Origin of the sequence: Campylobacter sp. FOBRC14, assembly GCF_000287855.1 — a bacterium.
GTDB lineage: Bacteria > Campylobacterota > Campylobacteria > Campylobacterales > Campylobacteraceae > Campylobacter_A > Campylobacter_A curvus.
Genome location: NZ_ALJJ01000009.1, coordinates 332,349 through 352,974 on the forward strand (window position 1 = coordinate 332,349; position 20,626 = coordinate 352,974).

The 20,626-nt window shown below is 45.8% G+C and carries 18 protein-coding genes; 1 reads left to right on the forward strand and 17 read right to left on the reverse strand.

What is annotated here, in order from left to right:
• Window positions 1-104: 104 nt before the first annotated feature.
• From dapE to ileS, 14 genes are all read right to left on the reverse strand, one after another.
• Window positions 105-1,202, reverse strand: a complete 1,098-nt coding sequence (gene dapE, locus HMPREF1139_RS05000; protein ID WP_009650245.1) for a succinyl-diaminopimelate desuccinylase — start codon at window positions 1,200-1,202, stop codon at window positions 105-107.
• Entirely contained in the window at window positions 1,202-3,115 is a 1,914-nt protein-coding gene (locus HMPREF1139_RS05005; RefSeq protein ID WP_009650147.1) for an EAL domain-containing protein, read from the reverse strand. The genes dapE and HMPREF1139_RS05005 overlap by 1 nt, the downstream gene beginning before the upstream one ends.
• Window positions 3,116-3,192: 77 nt before the next feature.
• The gene (locus HMPREF1139_RS05010) at window positions 3,193-5,400 is read right to left on the reverse strand and encodes an endonuclease MutS2 (protein WP_009649944.1); all 2,208 of its coding nucleotides are present in this window, start codon (window positions 5,398-5,400) and stop codon (window positions 3,193-3,195) included.
• Between the two features lie 3 nt (window positions 5,401-5,403).
• A complete protein-coding gene (locus HMPREF1139_RS05015) occupies window positions 5,404-5,745 on the reverse strand; it encodes a hypothetical protein (RefSeq protein ID WP_009650113.1) in 342 nt (113 codons plus the stop codon).
• Window positions 5,739-6,242 carry a hypothetical protein gene (locus tag HMPREF1139_RS05020; RefSeq protein WP_009650224.1) on the reverse strand — a complete coding sequence of 168 codons (504 nt, stop codon included), beginning with the start codon at window positions 6,240-6,242 and terminating at the stop codon, window positions 5,739-5,741. The genes HMPREF1139_RS05015 and HMPREF1139_RS05020 overlap by 7 nt, the downstream gene beginning before the upstream one ends.
• Window positions 6,242-7,549, reverse strand: coding sequence for a UDP-N-acetylmuramate--L-alanine ligase (gene murC, locus HMPREF1139_RS05025; protein WP_009650311.1), 1,308 nt, complete (start codon window positions 7,547-7,549; stop codon window positions 6,242-6,244). Before murC ends, HMPREF1139_RS05020 begins: the two co-directional genes overlap by 1 nt.
• A gap of 14 nt (window positions 7,550-7,563) precedes the next feature.
• Complete coding sequence (locus HMPREF1139_RS05030; RefSeq protein WP_009649997.1) at window positions 7,564-7,950, reverse strand: MmcQ/YjbR family DNA-binding protein; 387 nt, start codon at window positions 7,948-7,950, stop codon at window positions 7,564-7,566.
• Window positions 7,947-8,507, reverse strand: coding sequence for a DNA-3-methyladenine glycosylase I (locus HMPREF1139_RS05035; RefSeq protein WP_009650173.1), 561 nt, complete (start codon window positions 8,505-8,507; stop codon window positions 7,947-7,949). The genes HMPREF1139_RS05030 and HMPREF1139_RS05035 overlap by 4 nt, the downstream gene beginning before the upstream one ends.
• Window positions 8,504-9,307: a carbon-nitrogen hydrolase family protein gene (locus HMPREF1139_RS05040; protein ID WP_009650067.1), complete on the reverse strand. Its 804-nt coding sequence runs from the start codon at window positions 9,305-9,307 to the stop codon at window positions 8,504-8,506. Before HMPREF1139_RS05040 ends, HMPREF1139_RS05035 begins: the two co-directional genes overlap by 4 nt.
• Window positions 9,300-9,494: an exodeoxyribonuclease VII small subunit gene (gene xseB, locus HMPREF1139_RS05045; protein WP_009649982.1), complete on the reverse strand. Its 195-nt coding sequence runs from the start codon at window positions 9,492-9,494 to the stop codon at window positions 9,300-9,302. Before xseB ends, HMPREF1139_RS05040 begins: the two co-directional genes overlap by 8 nt.
• A gap of 2 nt (window positions 9,495-9,496) precedes the next feature.
• Window positions 9,497-10,615, reverse strand: coding sequence for a homoserine O-acetyltransferase MetX (gene metX / locus HMPREF1139_RS05050; protein WP_009649977.1), 1,119 nt, complete (start codon window positions 10,613-10,615; stop codon window positions 9,497-9,499).
• Window positions 10,615-12,063 (reverse strand): IMP dehydrogenase, encoded by a 1,449-nt coding sequence (gene guaB / locus HMPREF1139_RS05055; protein ID WP_009650066.1) that lies wholly within the window; start codon window positions 12,061-12,063, stop codon window positions 10,615-10,617. The genes metX and guaB overlap by 1 nt, the downstream gene beginning before the upstream one ends.
• 2 nt (window positions 12,064-12,065) lie before the next feature.
• Window positions 12,066-13,424: an Asp-tRNA(Asn)/Glu-tRNA(Gln) amidotransferase subunit GatA gene (gene gatA / locus HMPREF1139_RS05060; RefSeq protein WP_009650178.1), complete on the reverse strand. Its 1,359-nt coding sequence runs from the start codon at window positions 13,422-13,424 to the stop codon at window positions 12,066-12,068.
• Window positions 13,425-13,523: 99 nt separating this feature from the next.
• A complete protein-coding gene (ileS, locus tag HMPREF1139_RS05065; protein ID WP_009650336.1) occupies window positions 13,524-16,283 on the reverse strand; it encodes an isoleucine--tRNA ligase in 2,760 nt (919 codons plus the stop codon).
• A 94-nt stretch (window positions 16,284-16,377) separates the two neighbouring features.
• On the opposite strand from ileS, the gene HMPREF1139_RS05070 reads away from it, so the two are divergent.
• Window positions 16,378-17,475 carry a CinA family protein gene (locus HMPREF1139_RS05070; protein WP_009650198.1) on the forward strand — a complete coding sequence of 366 codons (1,098 nt, stop codon included), beginning with the start codon at window positions 16,378-16,380 and terminating at the stop codon, window positions 17,473-17,475.
• On the opposite strand, the gene HMPREF1139_RS05075 is transcribed toward HMPREF1139_RS05070, so the two are convergent.
• From HMPREF1139_RS05075 to HMPREF1139_RS05085, 3 genes are read right to left on the reverse strand one after another with little or no spacing between them, the layout of a single operon-like run.
• On the reverse strand, window positions 17,444-19,699 hold the full coding sequence (locus HMPREF1139_RS05075) for a membrane protein (RefSeq protein WP_009650115.1): 2,256 nt from the start codon (window positions 19,697-19,699) through the stop codon (window positions 17,444-17,446). The genes HMPREF1139_RS05070 and HMPREF1139_RS05075 overlap by 32 nt on opposite strands.
• Entirely contained in the window at window positions 19,696-20,217 is a 522-nt protein-coding gene (locus HMPREF1139_RS05080; protein ID WP_011991958.1) for a LolA family protein, read from the reverse strand. Before HMPREF1139_RS05080 ends, HMPREF1139_RS05075 begins: the two co-directional genes overlap by 4 nt.
• Window positions 20,192-20,626: an acyl-CoA thioesterase gene (locus HMPREF1139_RS05085; RefSeq protein ID WP_009650260.1), complete on the reverse strand. Its 435-nt coding sequence runs from the start codon at window positions 20,624-20,626 to the stop codon at window positions 20,192-20,194. The genes HMPREF1139_RS05080 and HMPREF1139_RS05085 overlap by 26 nt, the downstream gene beginning before the upstream one ends.

Below are 20,626 nucleotides of genomic sequence, written 5' to 3' on the forward strand. Positions count from 1 at the left end.
TTAGTTTGAAATCAAGGCGTAATTATAATTCTTTTAGATTAAATGAAACCGATATTTATACTAAATATTTTTGAAATTTATAGGTTTGTAAGCTACGAGTCACGCTATGCAAAATTTTCGATCAGCTCTTTAAATACAAGATAAAGCCGCTCGACCTCTTTTACGCCGGCTCTTTCATCGACTGCGTGTATTCGGTCGTTTATAACGCCAAATTCTACGACTTTCACGCCAAATTCGGCTAGATATCTCGCGTCGCTAGTGCCGCCTTTGGTGTTTAGCTGTGGTGCTACGCCGCTTATTTTTTGCACCGCTTTACTCATCGCACGCACGATTTTGCTGTCTTTGTCGGTCAAAAAAGGCTTCGAGCTTTGCTTTAGACTAAGCTCGAAATTTAACCCCTCAAGCACGCTTTGCAGATAGTTTTTCACGTCATCCGCACTCGTGATATCTGAATTTCGCACGTTAAACATTATGCCTAGCTCGCTTGGCGTGACATTACAGACCTCCATGCCGCCGCGAATATCCGTGATAACGATCTTGCTGGGGGAGAAAAACTCACTTCCCGCGTCCATGTCATGACCAGCGATCCTAGATAAAAGAGGAGCTATTTGATGCACGGGATTTACGCATTTTTCAGGATATGCGGCATGTCCTTGCACGCCTCGTATCAAAATTTTGCCGTTTATAGAGCCACGCCTGCCGACCTTTATCGTATCACCAAAAACTCCCGTACACGTAGGCTCGGCGACGACTGCAAACTGTGGCAGCTCGCCGCGCTCTTTTAAAATTTTGAGCGCCTCTAACGTCCCAAAGAGCGCATCGCCCTCTTCGTCGCTAGTCAAAATGAGAGTGAGCCTGCCGTTAAAATTTTTAGCATCACGGCAAGCGCAGACAAAGGCCGCTACGCCGCTTTTCATATCCTGTGCGCCACGCGCGTAGATGAAGCCATCTTTCATCAAGGGTGTAAACGGCTCGCTCTGCCAGCCCTCCCCCGGTGGCACGACATCGACATGCCCCGCAAAGGCAAGGTGCGCCCCATCGCCAAATCTTTTACTTAATATCAAATTTTTAACGCCGTTTTTTTCTATAAAACGAGCCTCGAAATCGCCGAGAAATTCCGCTATAAATTTCAAACATCCGTCATCATCAGGCGTGATGGAGCGAAATTTCAAAATTTCAGTAAAAAACGCTACGACATCCATCAAAACACCTTTTCACCGGGCGCACCCAGATAAAATCCCTGGAATTCATCTACGCCTATCTCTTTGCAGATATTTAAAATTTCCTTTGAGTGGACGTATTCGGCGATGGTTTTTATGCCAAGGTCTCTGGCAAATGCCACTATCGCGCGCGCGATGGCGTAGGAGTCTTTGTTTATATCGATGTCTTTGATTATGGAGCCGTCGATCTTGACGTAGTCTGGCTTTAGCTTGAGGATATATGAGAAATTCGAATACCCCGAGCCAAAATCATCTATCGCGATCTTTGCGCCCATATTTTTGACCTTGTCTATAAACATACTCACACGCTCAACGTTTTCGACATCCTCGTCCTCAACGATCTCAAAAACGACCCTGTCGGCGACCTTGTGCTTATTTAATAAATTTATGACAAGCGCGCTCACATCGCCGTCAGTCATATCTCGGCCGCTCAAATTTATCGATAAAACGAGATTTTCATTTTGACTTAACTGCTCGAAGCTCTTTTTGATAAGCAGTTTTTCAAGCTCGGCGTAGCGTTTTATGCGTTTTGAGATACCCAAAAACACATGCGGAGAGACGACCTCGCCCCTATCTAGGATGCGTATCAGGCACTCGTATTTTGCGATATTACCGTCTCTATCGAATATCGGCTGATAATAAGGCACGATGTTGCCGTTTATGGTCGCATTTTGTATGAGTTTGGAGCGTTCGATCTGATCTTCGTACTCCTCTTTTTGATTTAGCCCTTTAAAATAGCAAACATAGTCTTTATTCAGCGTTTTGGCTGATTTTAGAGCTATGGCGGCCTTTCTTAGCGTCTGCTCCTTATCAAGCGCAAAGCCTATAGTGCTATGTATCTCAATATCATCGACCACGGCGCTATTTTCATCGGTGACACTTATCATACGGCCTTTAAATTTACCAAGTAGCTCGTCAGCCAGGTCCTCATATCTATCGATGAAAAACTCCCCATCCTCGACAAGCGCGAACTGATCGGCCTCGACGCAGTAAGCTATCATGTTTTCGCTTTTTGCAAATTCGCTTAGTAGCTGCGCCATCTGCACTAAAATTTTATCGCATACGAATTTGCCGTAAAAATCGTTCATCTTGCCAAAATCATCGATATCTATCAAGACGACTTTAGGAGATTTGAAATTTTGTATGTCTCTTAACAAGGCAGCTTTGTTTAAAAGCCCTGTCATCGGATCGATATAAAGCTTATCGCCGAGCTCTTGTATCTTTTTGCGGCTGGCCTCTTTTACATGCAAATAATCATGCTTTAAATTTAGATACCTAAGCACGAACAAGATACACGTAAACAGCCCCGCAAGCGCTCCGGCAAAGCTCAGGATAAACGTAAGGAGTAAATTTTTGACCGCCCACTGCGAAAAATATTCATCGTCCGTGCCGCTTATTTTTTGATTTATCGTAGCTTTAAAGCCCACGATATACTGTCCGCTGGCTGTAAACATACAAACAAGGGCACTGTTTTCAGGCAGAATTTTAGCCGTGAAATAATCCTTTTGAAAATCATGATTGTAGATATTACCGCACTCTTTGTCCTCAAAGTCCGTGCCTATGCGGTTTTTTTGATCCGAGGAGGCAACGATGTCAAAGCCGTTCTTACCGTTATCTTTTAGCAGCACGACGTCTCCTACGGCGTTATTGTTTATGTAGTTTTGAAAGCTATCGATGTCATAATGGCTCACGTCTTCTAGGTAGTTTACGTATTGATGCACCATATAGTCGGTCTTTTTGCGGATAGTGTAGCTATCTTTCGAGACGGCGTTAGAGTATTTGTAATAAAACGCAAAAGAAATTTCAGCCAAGAAAAACGTCACCAAAAGCACCACTACAAACGTCACTGCGCGTATGATACTCAAGCGTTTTTGCTGCTTATCGTCATTTGACATGATCTAGCCCCCTCCATTGTATGCTGATGATTTTAGCATTTCTTAAGTAAAATTTATCTTTTATTCTTAAATTTAGCCTAAAACTGCACTATTTTCGCACCAAAGCCGCCTTGATTTGGTGGAGCGTCAAAGAAATTTTTAACGCTTGGATGCTCTTTTAAGAAATTTTTGACCGCGTAAGCTAGCTTGCCCGTGCCTATGCCGTGATAGACAGTGACCTCATCAAAGCCCATGACTAGGCTGTCGCTTATAAATTTATCAAGCCTTGCTATCGCTTCATCGGCTCTAAGCCCGTGCAGATCTAGCACTACGCTGGCGGTTTTTGGCTTTTGCACGCTTAAATTCACGCCGCCTTTTTTAGGAGCGATGAAATTCCCGCTCTTCTTTAAAAGCGCGATAGGCACGCGAAGCTTTATGCCCTCGGCCTCTATCGTCGCATCGTTTTTAGAGATATTTAGCACCACGCCTTTTATCTTTTCATATTTCACGTGATCGCCTATTTTCAGCTCCTCAGGCTTTGCGGGCTCTGGCTTAGCGATGGCCTGCTTTTTATCGTTGGCTAAATTTAGCGTGCGCTGCTTATCCTTCGTGTCTTTTAAATTTATGACCGATTTTGCCTGCTTTATCGCCTCGAAATACTCCCTCTCAAGCCGCGAGATGATAGCGGCGATCTTGGCCTCGTTTTGCTCTTTGATGTCCTTTTGCTCTTCTAGCATACGCTCAAGTCTCAGCTCCTTAGCCTGAGTGTCTTTTAGCTTTTCATCAAGTGCGGTCTGTAAATTCAGCGTCTTTGTGATGACCTCGTTTAAATTTTCCTTATCTTCGCCGTATATTCGCTTGGCCTGGGCGACTAAATTTAGCGGTATGCCGTAGCGAGCCGCCGTTTCAAAGGCATAAGACTTGCCGATCGTGCCCTTTAAAAACTCAAATTTCGGACGCTCCGCCACCTCATCATAAAGTGCAGCCACGAGCTCGACCTCCGGGTTTTTGGCAAGCAACATAGCAAGGCGCTTGTGGTGAGTCGTGATGATCATTTTTATATCTTGGGCGATCAGCTTTTCGATAATGACGCCATAAAGGCTCGCCGCCTCTTCAAAATCAGTCCCAAGCTCGATCTCGTCGATGCCGATGATGAGCGAGCGCTTATTAAAAAGCTTTGAAAAATGCAACATCCTGCCCGCAAACGTCGAGATATCGTCTTTGACATTCTGTGGATCTTCGATGATAGCGTCAAACTCTTTAAACGAGCCGATACTAGAATTTGCCGCGTTTATACGCATAGGCAGCAGGTATTTTGCAAGCAGCGCGGCCGAGATGATGGACTTTAGCAGCATCGACTTTCCACCTGCGTTCACGCCCGTGATCAAAAGCACTTTCTTGCTAAATTCCACGCTCACGCTTTTTGGATTCTTAAGCGCCGGATGAGCGAAATTCGAGAGGATTATTTTATTCGAGTCATTTGGCAGCACAAACTCAAAGTCGCGCGCACGGGCTAAATTCACGCGCGCTTGATAGGCGTCAAAGGTATCGAATGTGCCGTTTATAAATTTCAAAAACGCTAGCGCCTTATTCATCTGCGAGCTTAGCCTCTTGCAGTGCTCATATATTATCTCCTCGCGCCTATCGAGCAGCTCGCTTTGCTCTCTTTTGAGTCGCTCAATGTTTGCGGGCGCGACGTAAAAATATCCGCCCGAGCTTCGCGCGATGACAGTGCCTTTTAGCGCGTGGTTAAAGCCACCTCGAACGAGCAGAGCCTCCTGCGCGCTGATATAATGCACCTGCGTATCTACGAGATAAGGCGCGATGTGTTTTGAGTAAACGAGCCTTTTTAGTTCGGCGTCTATTTGGGATTTTTTAGCTTCAAAGGCCTGCCTTATCGAGCTAAGGCGCTCATCGACACTATCTTTGAAATTCCCGTCTTTATCAAAGCTGCTCGCCATCTGCTCCATCGCAGGCGGAGTCTCGATCCTAGCTATCCACTCGCCAAGACGCCCCTCAAATTTCAGCCCTCTAAGATAGAAAAAATAGCGTATGATCTTTGAAAATTCGTAAATTTCGCTGATGTGAAGCACGGCTTGCTTGCTAAGACGCATAAGAGCGTCGTCTAAATTTTGCGCGCTTTGGGGTGCATCGAACTGATACTTTGCGAGCTCGGTTATATTTTCAAAATGTATCTTGCTATCACCTTGCATGAACAAGGGCTTCTCGCGCGCTAAAAGGGTGCTAAAATGCTGCAGATACTCGCCTAGATCAAGGTGCGAAAATATCTCTTCTATCTCTTGCATAGCCTACTCGCAAGAGCTTATCGGCACTATGACGCCTGAAAATTCCTGTGCGTCACGCTTTGCGACAAAGCAAGCGGTGCCGAATTCGTAGTTGAATTTATCGCTAGTTACGTTGTATTCGCCGCATTTCAAGCTCTTACCTTGCTTAAATTCAAGTAAAAGCTGCGAAATTTTGCTCTCGTTCTTGTCGATGTGCGTCTCGTAAAGATACGCAAAAGCTAGCCCACAGAGCAAAACGATAGTCACCGCAGCCTTTATCTTTTTACTGATCTTTTCGTCCTTTATCGCCCAAATGGCGCTCAAAAATATAAAAACCCCGAGCAAAAATACGATATTTCTTACCATTTTCCGCCTTTATACTCAGCTATCATCTCTTTATAAAGCTCAGGCCGAGCGCTTATTTTGGCTAAAATTTTATCCCTCACGGCCGCTATATCTTGATGTTCTATGAGCATCTTTACCGCCATGTATGGCGCATTTGGCAAGAGCGCTTCGATCTCGGCAGCGTTTAGCTTTTGCGACCTTGCCAGCGCTATCATGATGTCTTTTTTGCCTAAATTTACAAGCGATGAAATTTCGCTCTCGCTCAAGCTCTCGTTTTTGATGACGGCTAAAATTTTATTTTCATTTTCAGGGCTAAAATCCGCTAAGATCTTGGCTCGATCTTGTATCGCTGGATCTTGCTCGTAAGCGCCGTCCAAATCCTCGTCACTTCGTTCTAAAATTTCATCCGCCTCAAGGCTTTCGATCATCTGGCTGCCTTCTTGGAAATTTTCCTCCACGGCCTCCACGAGATCGCCGCTCATCTCGTCGAATTTATTCCCAAAAACATCCTCGCTCACTAATAACCTCCACGTAGCTGCACGCTAATATCGCCGGCGCCAAAGCCGACCACGATGCCGTCACTCAAGCGGTTTTTCACGCCAAATTCGTCGGTGAATTCTATCGCTTCGCCCACGCGCTCGACCTTATCGGTAAAGATCGGGCTGTACTCGCTAAATGCGCCCTTCATATCGACCTCTATCGGCTTCTCGCCGGCCGCATAAACAGGCAGTATCACCAGCTCGTCCACTCCCTTAAAGCACTCTTTAAAGCCCTCTAAATTCGTGCTCAAGCGAGTGTAGCGGTGAGGTTGAAAGATAGCCGTCACGTTTGAGACGCCAAGTAGCTTTGCGTATTCAAAGACTGAATTTAGCGTCGCTCTTATCTCGGTAGGATGGTGCGCGTAGTCATCTATCAAAATGAAATTTTTATCCGCGCTTAGGATGTCAAAGCGCTTTTTTATCCCTTTGAAATTTAGTAAATTCTCTCTGATGTCTTTTAACGGCGTCTCGTGAAGTGCCGCCAGGATCGCGAGCGAGGCATCGATAGCGATGTGCTGTCCCATGCCAAAGACCTCGAATTTGCCTAAATTTTTGAGGTTGAAGCTAGTGTATGGCTGATAATCGCGCACAACCATCGCAAGCTCGGTGATATCGCTGCTTGGAAAAAGTCGTATCGCATCAAGCTTCAAAGTGCTCAAAAACTCGTCCTCGGCGTTTATAACGCGCACTTTGGCTCGCTCTAAAAAGCCCTTGTAAGCTGCGTAAAATTTAGCCAGGTCATAGTCATAATGCTCCATGTGCTCGGGCTCGGCGTTTGTCACGACGGCTAGATAAGGGTTTGAGTTTAAAAAGCTAGAGTCGCTCTCATCGGCCTCAAATACGACATTATCGCTTTGTGCGTAGCGCATATTAGAGCCAAACTGCTTTGAGATGGCGCCGATTATCACCGAGCCTTCGATGAGACTGCTTAACATCGCGCTCGTGGTGCTCTTGCCATGTGCTCCGGCTACGGCAAATACGCGCTTGTCTTCAAGCACGTAAGGCAAAATTTCCTTTCTTGAAAAGCATTTTATGCCCTTTTTTCTGGCCTCTACGAGCTCGACGTTATCGTCCTTGATCGCGGCCGAATAAACGACGAAATCTTGATCTTTTATGGCTTCTTTGCAGTGAGGCGTGATGACGTCCATGCCCTGCTCTTTTAGCTCCTGTGTGATTTTGCTCTCTTTGATGTCGCTGCCGCTTATCTTGTGGCCTTTTTCAAACAAAAACCTCGCGATCGCAGAGATGCCGATACCGCCGATACCGATAAAATGCACTTTTTTCATATCCACTCCCAAATTTACTTGGATTTTTGACTCTTTTTCGCCCGTTTGTCGCTAGTCAGCTCAAAGCTAGTATCGATTAGATCAAAGACCTGCTTCTTGTCGATATCGCTACTTAAATTTACGCTTATCCAGTGCTTTTTGTTCATATGATAGGCTTGCAATATCCGCTCGTCATCTCTTAAAAGCATCGCTAGATCGGGACTACATTTCACATTTAAAATTTCAAGCTCACCGCTTGCATCAAAGCCCAGCTTTTTAGCCTCCACGTTCATAAGTAGCGCAAACCACTTTAAATTTTTAGTGTGGCGAAATACGGCAAATTCAGGATATTTGTCAAACACTCTTTGAGCCTTAACGCCAAATTTATCGCTGATGTAGCTAGAAATTTCCTCTTTTTTCATCTTTTCTTCCTTTTGAAACAATAATCCAGATGATCGTCCACTACGCCAACAGCCTGTAAAAACGCATAAACACTGGTGCTACCAAGGAATTTAAACCCGCGCTTTTTCATATCCTTCGCCACCTTGTCAGATAGCGGCGTCGTGGCCGGGACTTGCTTTATATCGCTCCAAGAATTCACGATCCTTTTACCGTTCGTAAAGCTCCAGATGTAGGCGTGAAAGCTGCCAAATTCTTCCTGCACCGCCAAAAACGCCCTCGCATTATGCCTAAGCGAGCAAAGCTTCAAGCGGTTTCTTATGAGCCGTTCGTCGGCTAAAAAGCGATTTATTTCAGCATCACCGTAATCCTTGATGACATTTGCATCAAATCCGTCAAAAGCCGCTCTCATCGCCTCGCGCTTTTTTAGCACCACATGCCAGCTGATGCCGGCCTGCATGCTCTCAAGCACGATATGCTCAAACAGCGCTCTGTCATCTTTTACTACTTCGCCCCACTCGTTATCGTGATAGGCTCTGTAAAGATCGTCTTTCTCGCACCACTCGCAACGCATTTTCATAAATTTTCGCCGATCCTAGCGGCTATTTTTCTAAATTCCCAAAGCGAGTTCGCCGCGCTTATACGCTTTTTGTCGATGTCTACGATCATCATCTCCTCGTTTTTACCAAGTCTTGTCTTGACCTCGCCAAAGGGATCGATCAGCATCGAATCGCCGTAAAAGTCCCACTGCTCGTCATTTGAGTGATGCTTGCCGACACGGTTCACGCGCAGGACATAGACATTGTTCGTAAAGGCTCTAGTCTTTAAAAGCTCCTCCCAGCGTGCCTGGCTAAAAAATGTGCATGCAGACGGCACCAGCACGACGTCCACCTTTTTAGACATCATATACTCCCAGCACGCGTCAAAATGCGCCTCAAAGCCAAACATCACGCCGACTCTAATCTTTTCGTGCATGAAAACGGGTAAATTTAGCGAGCCGCCGGCGTCGTTGGCGAAAAATTTCGCCTCGTTCCAGTGCGCGTAAGGCATCAATATCTGCTGATCGTAAATTTTAGTCTGATTGGGGCTAAATTTTGCCAAGCTTTTAAAAAGCTCGCCACCGCGCAAATTTACGATCGGTGCTACGATAGTGAGGTCGTATTTTTTGGCTAAATTTGACAAAGAGGCCTTTTTGCGCTCGCTTTGCTCTTTTATGAGGCTCTTTGGCATCGTAAGAAGCTCTTTAAAGAAGCTATTTAGCACGTATTCGCCAAGCACCATGAGCTTTGCACCCTCGTCAGCGCAAATTTTAAGATAATAATCGATCCTCGCATCGCTAAGCGGCAAGGTCGGCAGCTGGAGCGCGCAAATTTTACTCATCGCCCGCCTCCTCTATGCTAAGCTCGGCCTTTTCCAGGATCGCTCTAGCCTCCTTTAAAAGCTCTCTGCCCTCTTTGAAAAGCTTTAGGCTTTGCTCTAAATTTAGCTCCTCTTTGCCAAGATCCTCTAAAATTTTATCCGCCATTTTCAGCTTGTCTTCAAAATTTTGTGCGTTGTCTTCTTGCATTTTCACTCCTTTATCTCGCGCTCGATCGCCCTTTTGACATACATTTCAAATTTTTCTATCTCGACTAAAAACGCGTCGTGCCCGTAATCGCTGTCGATCTCGATGTATTCGACCTGTTCTTTGCGCCCCATATCGCAAAACGTATCGTAAATTTCACGCATGCAGCTTGGCGGAAAGAGCAGATCGCCTTTGAAGCTTATTAGGCTTAGTCTGGCTTTGATCGGTGCGAGCGCGTCTTTTAGGCTGTCATAATGCCTCGTGCAGTCAAAGATATTCATCATTTTTACGATATATAAGTAGCTTAGCGGATCGAAGCGCTTTGGGAAGTTGTATCCGTTATACTCCATATATCTATCCACCTCAAAACGCCCTAAAAGCTCGTAAAGTCCGTCTGTCTGGACGAAATTTCGCCCGAATTTCATGTCCATGCTCTTTGGACTCAAAAAGCTGATATGCCCAACCATGCGCCCGTAGGCCAGGCCGTTTAGCCCATTTTGTTTTATCTCGTTTTCGTCGTATTGCCCGTTTTTAAACTGCGGATCTTTCAAGATCGCCTCGATGCCTATTTTATTAAACGCTATCGCCCAGGCCTGCGTTTGATAGGTGCTAGCAAGCATTATCACACGCTCGGCGAACTCGGCGAATTCTATCGCGAAGCAAAGTGCTTGCATGCCACCCAGACTGCCTCCGATGAGCACTCTAGCTTTGTTTATGCCAAGCTGCTTAAACAACCTCATTTGCGCCTTTACGACGTCGCTTATCGTAAGCACGGGAAATTTCAAGCGATACTGCTTGCCGCTACTTTTATCAATGCTAAGTGGCGAAGTAGAGCCGTAGCATGAGCCTAAAATGCTTACGCAGATGACGAAGTATTTGTCGGTATCTATGCCTTTACCGCTACCGATGAGCCCGTCCCACCAGCCGGCTTTGCTATCATTTTGATATATCCCGGCTGCATGATGCGAGCCGGTAAGTGCGTGACAGACCACGATGACGTTGTCTTTTTTGGCATTTAGCGTGCCGTAGGTCTCGTAAACGAGCTCGTATTCTAGGAGGATACGACCGCTCTCGAGATAGAGCGGTTCGTCAAATTTACATTTTTGGGTCTTTATATTCAGCACTAATTGACTTTATAATTTGGCGCCTCGTGCGTGATGACTACGTCATGGACATGGCTCTCTTTTAGTCCGGCGCTTGTTATCTCTACGAATTCAGCCCTTTCTTGAAGCGCTTTTATATCTTTTGCTCCGACATATCCCATCGCGCTTCTAAGGCCGCCCGTTAGCTGATGTATGACATCTTTTATACTGCCTACATAAGGCACTCGTCCTTCGATACCTTCAGGCACCAGCTTGTCTTGTGCCGTGCCCTCCTGAAAATAGCGATCCGAGCTACCGCGCGTCATCGCACCGATAGAGCCCATGCCGCGATACACCTTATACTGGCGTCCTTGAAAGGTGATGACCTCGCCCGGGCTTTCTTCGCAGCCAGCTAGCAAGCTTCCCGCCATCACGCAGCTAGCGCCCGCAGCTAGAGCCTTAGCGATATCGCCCGAGTATTTTAGTCCGCCGTCAGCAGTCACCGGGATGCCAAATTTGGCCGCTTCGCTCGAGCAGTCATCGATCGCCGAGATCTGAGGCACACCCACGCCCGCTACGATACGAGTGGTGCAGATAGAGCCCGGTCCTATGCCTACCTTTATGCCGTCGGCTCCGGCGTCAGCCAGGTCTTTTACGGCAGCCGGATTTGCGATGTTCCCCACCACGACATCGACGTTGAATTTTGATTTTATCTCTTTTAGGGTGTCGATTATGCCCTTTGAATGTCCGTGTGCAGAGTCCATGACTATGACGTCCGCACCCGCTTCTACGAGCGCTTTGACGCGGTCAAGCTGACCTACGCCCACGGCCGCAGCCACGCGTAGCCTGCCGTAGCTGTCTTTGTTCGCGTTTGGATACTCTTTACGTTTTTTTAGATCTTTTATAGTGATGAGTCCGTCAAGCTTGCCGTTCTCATCGACGATCGGCAGCTTTTCGACGCGATTTTGACTAAAAATTTTCTCCGCATCGTCAAGTGTGCAGCCTTTTGGCGCGGTGATCAGCGGAGCTTTCGTCATACGATCTTTTACAAGCACGCTCTTATCGGTTTCAAAGCGTAGATCGCGGTTTGTCAAAATCCCTATGAGCTTGTGCTCCTCATCGACTACCGGAACGCCTGAAATATGCAGGTCTGACATCAGGCTCAAGGCCTCGCCGACGCTGGCTTCCGGCTTGATAAAGATAGGGTCTATTATGACGCCGCTTTCGCTCTTTTTCACGCGCCTGACCTCTTTTGCCTGCGCCTCGATGTCCATATTTTTGTGGATGACGCCGATACCACCAAGACGCGCCATCATGATAGCGGCCCTATGCTCGGTGACGGTGTCCATCGCTGCCGAGACGATCGGGATATTCAGCTCTACGTTCTTGCTAAATTTCGTCTTTATATCGACTTGCTTTGGCAAAATTTCGGAGTATTGAGGCATAAGCAACACGTCTTCAAAAGTAAGAGCTCTTTTAACTATCTTCATCTTCATCCTTTTATTAAATTTTCCAAGCTTTTAGCACCGTCGATCAATGTCTGCTCGTCCCACGCCTTAGCGATTAGCTGTGCGCTGATGTTTAAATTTTGCCCGTCTTTTGCGATCGGCACCGAGATAGCAGGAAGCCCTGCTAAATTTACGCTGATCGTGTAAATATCGCTAAGATATGCCTGAAGCGGATCGCTCATCGAGCCAAATTTCGGTGCGGTAGTCGGGCTGACCGGCATAAAGATAAGGTCGGCTTCGTCTAAAATCTTCTCATACTGCGCCTTTATGTGCGCTCTGGCCTTTTGAGCTTTGATGTAGTAAGCATCGTAATACCCGCTACTAAGCACGAAAGTACCAAGTAAAATTCGCCTCTTGACCTCTTCGCCAAAGCCCTCGGAGCGAGAATTCACATATAGCTCTTTTAAATTTTTAGCCTCCGCTCTGCGTCCGTATCTGACACCGTCGTAGCGACTTAGATTTGCGCTGGCTTCGGCCGTAGCGATGATGTAATACGCTGCAACGTCGTATTTTGAGTCCTCTAAATTTTTATAAACGATCTTGTGTCCGAAATTTTTAAGCTTCTCAATGGCTGAATTTAGGGCCTTTTTCATATCCTCGCTTGCGTTATTCACGTAGTTTTCGATGACGCAGATGTTTAGTTTGCGTTCGCCGTTTATCTTGTCGGCAACGCTACTAAAGGCCACGTCCGCACTAGTACTGTCCTTTTCGTCGTGGCCGGCGATGATGTCGTAAAGGATCGCGGCGTCTTCGACGTTTTGAGCGATAGGTCCGATCTGATCGAGACTGCTTGAATACGCCGCCAGCCCGTATCTACTGACGCGTCCGTATGTCGGCTTAAACCCTATGCAGCCGCAAAATGCCGCCGGCTGACGTATCGAGCCACCTGTATCGCTGCCAAGCGCAGCTATGGCGATGCCACCGGCCACCGCAGCCGCCGAGCCGCCCGAGCTGCCACCGGGCACGTGCGCGTGGTTTAGAGGATTTAGCGTATGACCATAAAATGAGCTCTCAGTCGTGCTCCCCATCGCGAATTCGTCCATATTCGTGCGGCCAAAGGCGGCTAAATTTCGTGCTAAAAGCTTTTCTATCGCGGTCGCGTTATAAGGGGCTATGTAGCCTTGTAAAATTTTAGATCCGCTAGTCACGCTCCATCCTTTGACCTGGATGTTGTCCTTTATCGCGATAGGCACGCCCTCGCCTAGCTTTGAGAGCGGCAGACCCGCTAGCTGCTCGACATACGCGCCAAGCTCGCGCTCTTTGATGATTTTTTCTTCCAGCTGGACTCTTAAATCTTTTATCTCTTCGCTTGAAAGCTTCAACGCCTCTTTTAGAGTTATCACTATACTTATCCTTTGAATTTATTTACGAGAACCACGCCCACGAATGTGAGCGCCAATATAAATGCTATGGTCAAAACGATCGCGCTAAATGGCGCAGGCTCAGCAAACACTATTTAGCACCTCGCTACATCTCTCGCAGGTAGAGCCGTCGATTATGGCGTTAAATTTCCAGCATCTTGGGCATTTGCTAGCGTCACTCAAAACGATCTTGAATTTCTCGCCGTCTATCTCGAACTCGCCTAGCCCCTCGTTACCACTGTATCTATGAACGTCGCTGACCATGTATATATCAGCCCTCTCTACGCTGTCGTAGCTTAAAATTTTACCGGATGTAGTCTCAAGGACCAGCTCGAGCGTCGATTTTATCTTTTTGTCCTTTTTAAGGGCGTCGATGAGCTCAAAAAACTTCTCGCGGCTGGCAAAAAGTAGCTCGTCTTCGACGTTAAAGTCAAAATTTATCGGCTCATAGACAAGATCGAACGCGTCTTTTGCGTCGCCTTTTATGATCGCAGGAGCGTAGTCCATCACCTCATCGACCGTGTATGTGAGCGTCGGAGCGATCAACGGCAAGAGGCTTTTTGTGATGATCGCCATCGCACTTTGCGCAGACCTGCGTCTAGGAGCGTCTTTTGCGTCGCAGTAGAGCCTGTCTTTGCAGATATCAAGGTAAATTCCGCTTAGATCGGCCGAGAGGAAATTTAAAAGCAGGTTAAAGCCTTTTGAAAAGTCATAAGCTCTAAAACACTTGCTAGCCTCGTCAAATACGCGCTTTGCACGGCCCAGTATCCACTGATCTAAAAAGCCAAAATCGGTGCTGATCGTCTCAAGATCGTTTACGTTTGCGAGTAAAAATCTTATCGTATTCCTGATCTTTCGGTATTGCTCGCTTACTTGTTTGAGGATATTTTCGCTGATCTTTAGATCGCTTGAATAATCGCTCAGTCCGACCCAAAGACGCAAAATTTCGACGCCATAGCTCTTAGCCACATCTTGAGGAGCTACGACGTTTCCTTTGCTCTTACTCATCTTTTGTCCGTTCTCATCGACTGTAAAGCCGTGAGTGAGGATGTTTTTATATGGCGCGTGAGAATTTATCGCGGTGCTCACCAAAAGCGAGCTTTGAAACCAGCCCCTGTGCTGATCCGAGCCCTCCAAATACATATCGGCCGGGTAGCTTCCCGCATCATAGTTTTTGCTATTTAGCACGGCATGCCAGGTCGAGCCCGAGTCAAACCAAACGTCCAGGATATCCATGACTTTTTCTAAATTTTTAGCTTCAAAGCCAGAATCTGGTGCCAGCAGCTCCTCTACGCTCATATCCCACCAGGCATCAGCTCCTTTTTGCTCGAAAATTTTAGCTATATGCTCCAAAATTTTAGGCTCGAATATCGGCTCTTTGGTGTCCTTACGCCTGAAAAAGGCTATCGGCACGCCCCAGTCGCGCTGGCGAGATATACACCAGTCCGGGCGATTTTCTATCATCGAGCCTATACGTTTTATACCAACAGACGGGTAAAATTTCACGTTTTCAAGCTCGCCGCGGGCTACTTCGCGAAGCGTTTTGCCACCAAGTTTAGGCTCGTCCATAGCTATGAACCACTGCTTCGTCGCGCGGTAGATGACCGGCTTATGCGTCCTCCAGCAAAACGGATACGAGTGCGTGAATTTCGAGACATGGAGCAAATTTTCGCCCAAAAGCTTGATTATCTTCTCGTTAGCCTTGAAAATATGCATACCCACAAAGCTATCTACGACATCGGCCCTTAAAAGCGAGTGCGCCCTTAGCGTTTCGTCATAAAGCCCGCCGTCATCGACTGGCATCAATATCTCTTTAAAGCCGTATCTTAGGCAAATGTAATAGTCATCCTCGCCGTGCCCAGGAGCCGTGTGCACCAGTCCCGTTCCGCCGTCCATCAGCACGTGATCGCCTAGTAAAAATCGGGATTTTCTATCGTTTAGAGGATTGATCGCGTGAGTGTTTTCAAGCTCGTTTGAAACGAACTCTTTTAAAATTTCGCCCTTTGTGAGGCCTAAATTCACGAGGCTCTCTAGCAATGGCTTTGCAAAGATCAAATTTTCGCTTGTCAAAACGTAAATTTCATCCGGCTTTAGGCTGATGGCTTGGTTTGCCGGCAAGGTCCAAGGCGTCGTGGTCCAGATGACGGCTTTGGCCTGTTTGACGCCAAGCTTTGCCAGTGCATCGCTATCAAGCTCAAACGCCACATAGATCGAATAATCCTCCTTATTCTCGTATTCGACCTCGGCCTCGGCAAGAGCTGATTTAGCAGCCCAGCTCCAATACACCGGCTTGCTGCGCTCGATCAAAAGACCCTTTTTAGCGATCTCGCAAAGCGAGCGGTAGATGTCGGCCTCAAACTCGAATTTCATCGTCATATAGGGATTTTCAAAGTCGCCGATGATGCCAAGAGCCTTAAACTCCTCGCGCTGAATGTCGATGAATTCGCGTGCATGAGCCCTACAAAGCTCCCTTATCTGCGTCTTTGAAAGCTCTTTTTTCTTATCGCCCAGTTTGACCTCGACTTGTTGCTCGATAGGCAGTCCGTGACAGTCCCAGCCCGGCACATAGCGGACGTTCTCGCCGAAAAAATAATGCGTTTTTGTGATGATATCTTTTAAAATTTTATTTAGTGCATGGCCTATATGCAGGTGTCCGTTCGCATATGGCGGTCCGTCGTGGATAGCAAAATTTTTAGCCGCTCCGGCTCGTTTGCTTTTCATTTTTTCATAAATTTTACGTTCTTCGTACCATGATTTCAGTCTTATCGGCTCGTTTTTGGGTAGGTCGCCCCTCATAGGAAAATCTGTCGCGGGGAGTAAAAGTGTATCTTTGTAGTCCATCTTTAACCTTATGATTAAAATTTGCCAATTTTAGCCTAGCAAGGGTTAAATCACACTGAAAAATAGTATAATTAAGCCAAAAAAGGAGCATGTGATGAAAGAGGCGATACTGATAATCGGCGATGATCTACGCATAAACAAAGAACTTTTAAATTATATTTTTGACAGCTACGAGGAGCATTTTGGTGAGCTAGCAGTTGTGAATTTCGCATCAAGAAGCAGCAAAGATCTGCCCTTCATCATCGAAAATTTATCGAAAGAATTTGAAATTTTAAGCATATTTGGCTCTGACGAATCCTTCGCCACCGCGGCTAAAATTTTAGCCACTTTGAGCGAAGATACGCTTGAGCTCAAGGTAGCCGACACGCTCGTGCCAAAAAGCGCACTAAACTACAAAAACAACAGCTTTTTGATAAAGCTAAACAACGCTCGCGTAAATTTGATAAAGGCCGATCCTTGCGAGAGATTGGGCGAATTTTTGATAGAAAGCGAGCAAAATTTCAGCTACTTCAACCTCTTTGACATAGACGCGCAAAGTGCGAAAATTTTACTTGAGCCGCTCGCTAAGACATACGAGATAAAGATCAATCTAAGCGAGCTGATCTCGAGCATCGTGCTGATCCGCGCGCAAGCCAATAAATTTGGCCAGCTAGAGGGCTTTTTACAAGGTGTGAAAACGCTGTTCTCTCAAAAAATGATAGCGCAAAAAGACATTATAAGCTTCATAGCTGGCAAGCTTATGAGCAAAGGGCTTAAAATTTCATTTGCCGAGTCTTGCACGGCGGGGCTAGCAGCTGCGAAATTCGCTAGATATAGCGGGATATCGGCTGCATTTGACGGCTCGCTGGTGACTTACGCCAACGAGATAAAGCATGAATGGCTGGGCGTCAGCGATGAAATTTTACAAAGCTATGGCGCAGTCAGCGAACAATGCGTGCGCTCGATGCTTAGCGGCGCTTTAAGCTCCTCGAACGCCGACTTCTCACTAGCTATAAGTGGTATCGCAGGGCCTGAGGGTGGTAGTGCACAAAAGCCTGTGGGAACGGTCTTTGTAGGTGCTATGAGCAAAGATAAGGGCGTGGTTATAGAGCGGCTACTTTTAAAAGGAGATCGCAACTATATAAGGTCTCAAAGCGTTTTAAGCGCATTTGCATGCTTGCTTAGACTAAAGAGCGAGCTGTTTTTCGCATAGTCCCGTGCACGCTCAAGACGCTGGCGATGAGTGCGTAGATAGCGACATTTAGGCTCACGGCGAGTCCAAAAACGCTAATAGCGTTTGTCGTGCTGAAAAACAGCATAAAAAATGAGATAAAGCTCGTGATAGCGGCCATAAAGATGCCAAAGATACGCTCTTTCGCATTTAGCTCGTCGTTTAGTGCAAATATCATATAATCAATCCCCACAGCGCTAGCTAGTATGAGCCCAAAAACCGCGAAAATATTGACATGGATACCAAAAAGAACGAACAAAGACAGTGTCATCATCACGCCAAGGCTAACAAGACTCATGATAAGCGCTGAAATTTTAAAGCTGAAAAACAGCCACAAAAAGATGAAAGCTATGCCAAAAGCCACGATCTTTAGGGCTGCGGCTATCTTTTTGGAGTCGGATAGGTTTTTATTTAAAGCGCTAGTAAAATCAGCGCCAAAAGCATCGTTTGTAGCCAAAATTTCATCGCTTTTAGCGTTTTTTACGAAGCCATCGACATACACCAAGCTGGTATTTTCATCAAGCAAAAATCGTCCGAATTCGCTCATCGCTTTTAAATTTAAAATTTTACTAGCTTTAAGCGTCTTTGCCTGTGAAATTTTCTCAAATTCCGCATTTAGATTGTCCTTGTCAAAGCCAAGATCGGTGTAAATTTTAATTATCTTTGGGTTCGTTTGAGCTCTTTTAAACGCCTCTTTTAGATTTTCTTGCTCGCGTTTGCTTAAAAATATCTTTGAAAGCGACGAATAGCCCGTGATCAAATTTGCCCTCTCAAGCTCGCTAATGAGCCTCTTTTCGCCCTCTATGATGTCGCTACTATTTTTGACGACTATCATCGTTTTAGCGATGCTAGCGCCCGTTGATTTTGAGATTTCATAGGTATCTTGTAGTAAAAATTTAGGCGAGCTGGAGTAGTCTTTTATGTTCTCATCCGTAGTCAAGTCTGATAAATTTAGCAGCAAAAAGCCAAGTAGCAAGGCAAATGAGACCGCGATAAATTTCACTCCGACCCTAGCCGAAATTTTTAAGCACAGTCTATAAAATAGGTGCAAAAAGCTTTGAAATTTAGCGCTTTGAGTAAAAATTTCACCCTCAAAGATAAGCGGCATGCAAAAATACGTGAATAAAAACGCTCCAAATAGCGTAAATAGCGAGAAAATCGCGATTTGCTTAAGCATCTCAAGCGGAGCGAACGCAAAGACCGCGTATCCGCTCGTGGTGATGAAAAACCCGAGTAAAAATATCTTTCGCATCGATCTTATGCTAGAAGCCTCTATGCTCACGTTTTGGTTTTTACCCAGCCAGTGCAATACGTAATCAAACATGAGTCCCACTAGGCTCGTGCTTATGACGACGACTGTCATATGCAGCCTTTCAAAAACGGCCAGCGACGCTGCAAATCCGCACACAAAGCCAAAAGCTGCGATCAAAACGATATAAAAAATGTTTAAATTCCTAAAAGCCATCAGTAAAAGCAAGATCGTCAGCGCAAGCGAGATCGAGCTCATATAAACGCTCTCTTTATCGCCTTGCACCTGTCCAAAAGCCGCATACAAAGCTCCCGAGCTGACTAAAATTTTGACGCTGCCGCTTTTTAGGGCGTTTAGCTCATCATAAAATTTGATGAGCTGCTTTGGCTCATAGCCGCTTTTTAGCCGTCCTTTGGCGACATAAAACGTCTCGTTCGCGTCCTTTACCTCAAACATTAGATCTGATAAATTTAGCCCGATCTTGCCTTGCTTTAAATTTAGATTGCTCGAAAATGCGAAAAAATCATCGCCGGGCTTTAGCGGCCTAAATGTAAACTGATCAAAAAAGCTACGCGCGTTTTTTTGAAAAAATTCATCCTTTCCTTCAAGTATGCCCTCGTAAATTTTCCTATCCAAAAGGGCGATCTTTAGGCGTTTTAGCTCATCTTGATACTCCTTTACATCAGTCTCGAAGCTAACGAAAAATTTCTCAAAAAGCCCGCTTTTATCAGCGATATCCTTGATCTTGTAGGCTGTCTCTTTAGAATTCACGAGCACTACGAATTCTTTAGCAAGCTCGTCTTGAGCGGATTTTAAGATATAGCGCTCGTTTTGGTTTTTTTCAAAGTTAAAAAGCGAAAATATATCGGTCTCAAGGTTTTTTGCGTGAGCGACGATGTAAAAAACGCCAAACGCAAATGCAAGTGCAAATGCCGTAAAGACCGCTATCTTTTTCATTTGATCTCAAACTCGTTTATGGTCTTATCCCCGCTCACCTCGTAAAGCTCGATCTTTCTTACGAATTTATCGCCAAATATCGAAATCTGCGTGAAAATTTGCTTGAGTAAAAGATTTTTAGGCTCCAGGGCGATCCTCCAGCCCTTTTTTATATCGCCTTCAAATTTGATGTCAAATTCTTTTTCTAGCTCGTTCGTATCAAGCTTTACCATCGATAAAAAAAGCCCCTCGTCGAAATTTTGACTGGTTTTGACTAAATCTTTGCCGTTTTTTTGAAAGATGCCCTCTTTGTTTATCACGACGTGAGAGACGATGGGCCTACTCGTATCCCAAAGCAGCTCGTCGTCCTTTAGGGCAAAGCTTCCGTAGCTTTTAAAGGGCTTATCAAATCCGCTTAAAATTTTAGTCTGGGTGAAATTTCCTTTTACGTTTTGCGTCTTGATGCTCGCTCTAAGCTCCTCAAGATCGCCGGCTAGCAGGCCGATAGCAAGGCTAGCAAGCAGGATCATCCGTCTCATTTTCATACCTTTTTATAGCGTTTTTTATCTCCTCGGGCAAGAAAAAGCAAGTTTGCATCGTCCTCATATCGACGGCTACTTGCGAGGTATTTGCCTCGCTGAGTTTTGCTTTAGTGCTGGGATTTTTGATTATATAATGAAATTTTAAAAAGCTTTCAAATTCTGTCAAAATAGTTTCTATCTCTATCTCGTCGCCAAAAAATATCGGCTTTATGTATTTGATGTCAAGCTTCACGATAGGATAGGCAAAGCCGTCCATTTTCATCTTTTTGTAGTCGTAGCCGATCTTGCTTAGAAGCTCGCAGCGCGCTATTTCGAGATATTTTACATAGTTGCCGTGCCACACGACATCCATACTGTCTACATCAAAAAACTGCGCCTTTATCGTCGTTATATGTGAAATTTTCAT

Excerpts from the sequence above, each read along its gene's own strand:
- dapE (WP_009650245.1), bottom strand. The coding sequence starts at position 1,202 with ATGGATGTCGTAGCGTTTTTTACTGAAATTTTGAAATTTCGCTCCATC.
- HMPREF1139_RS05005 (WP_009650147.1), bottom strand. The coding sequence starts at position 3,115 with ATGTCAAATGACGATAAGCAGCAAAAACGCTTGAGTATCATACGCGCA.
- HMPREF1139_RS05010 (WP_009649944.1), bottom strand. The coding sequence starts at position 5,400 with ATGCAAGAGATAGAAGAGATATTTTCGCACCTTGATCTAGGCGAGTAT.
- HMPREF1139_RS05015 (WP_009650113.1), bottom strand. The coding sequence starts at position 5,745 with ATGGTAAGAAATATCGTATTTTTGCTCGGGGTTTTTATATTTTTGAGC.
- murC (WP_009650311.1), bottom strand. The coding sequence starts at position 7,549 with ATGAAAAAAGTGCATTTTATCGGTATCGGCGGTATCGGCATCTCTGCG.
- HMPREF1139_RS05030 (WP_009649997.1), bottom strand. The coding sequence starts at position 7,950 with ATGAAAAAAGAGGAAATTTCTAGCTACATCAGCGATAAATTTGGCGTT.
- HMPREF1139_RS05035 (WP_009650173.1), bottom strand. The coding sequence starts at position 8,507 with ATGAAAATGCGTTGCGAGTGGTGCGAGAAAGACGATCTTTACAGAGCC.
- HMPREF1139_RS05040 (WP_009650067.1), bottom strand. The coding sequence starts at position 9,307 with ATGAGTAAAATTTGCGCGCTCCAGCTGCCGACCTTGCCGCTTAGCGAT.
- xseB (WP_009649982.1), bottom strand. The coding sequence starts at position 9,494 with ATGCAAGAAGACAACGCACAAAATTTTGAAGACAAGCTGAAAATGGCG.
- guaB (WP_009650066.1), bottom strand. The coding sequence starts at position 12,063 with ATGAAGATAGTTAAAAGAGCTCTTACTTTTGAAGACGTGTTGCTTATG.
- ileS (WP_009650336.1), bottom strand. The coding sequence starts at position 16,283 with ATGGACTACAAAGATACACTTTTACTCCCCGCGACAGATTTTCCTATG.
- HMPREF1139_RS05070 (WP_009650198.1), top strand. The coding sequence starts at position 16,378 with ATGAAAGAGGCGATACTGATAATCGGCGATGATCTACGCATAAACAAA.
- HMPREF1139_RS05075 (WP_009650115.1), bottom strand. The coding sequence starts at position 19,699 with ATGAAAAAGATAGCGGTCTTTACGGCATTTGCACTTGCATTTGCGTTT.
- HMPREF1139_RS05080 (WP_011991958.1), bottom strand. The coding sequence starts at position 20,217 with ATGAGACGGATGATCCTGCTTGCTAGCCTTGCTATCGGCCTGCTAGCC.
- HMPREF1139_RS05085 (WP_009650260.1), bottom strand. The coding sequence starts at position 20,626 with ATGAAAATTTCACATATAACGACGATAAAGGCGCAGTTTTTTGATGTA.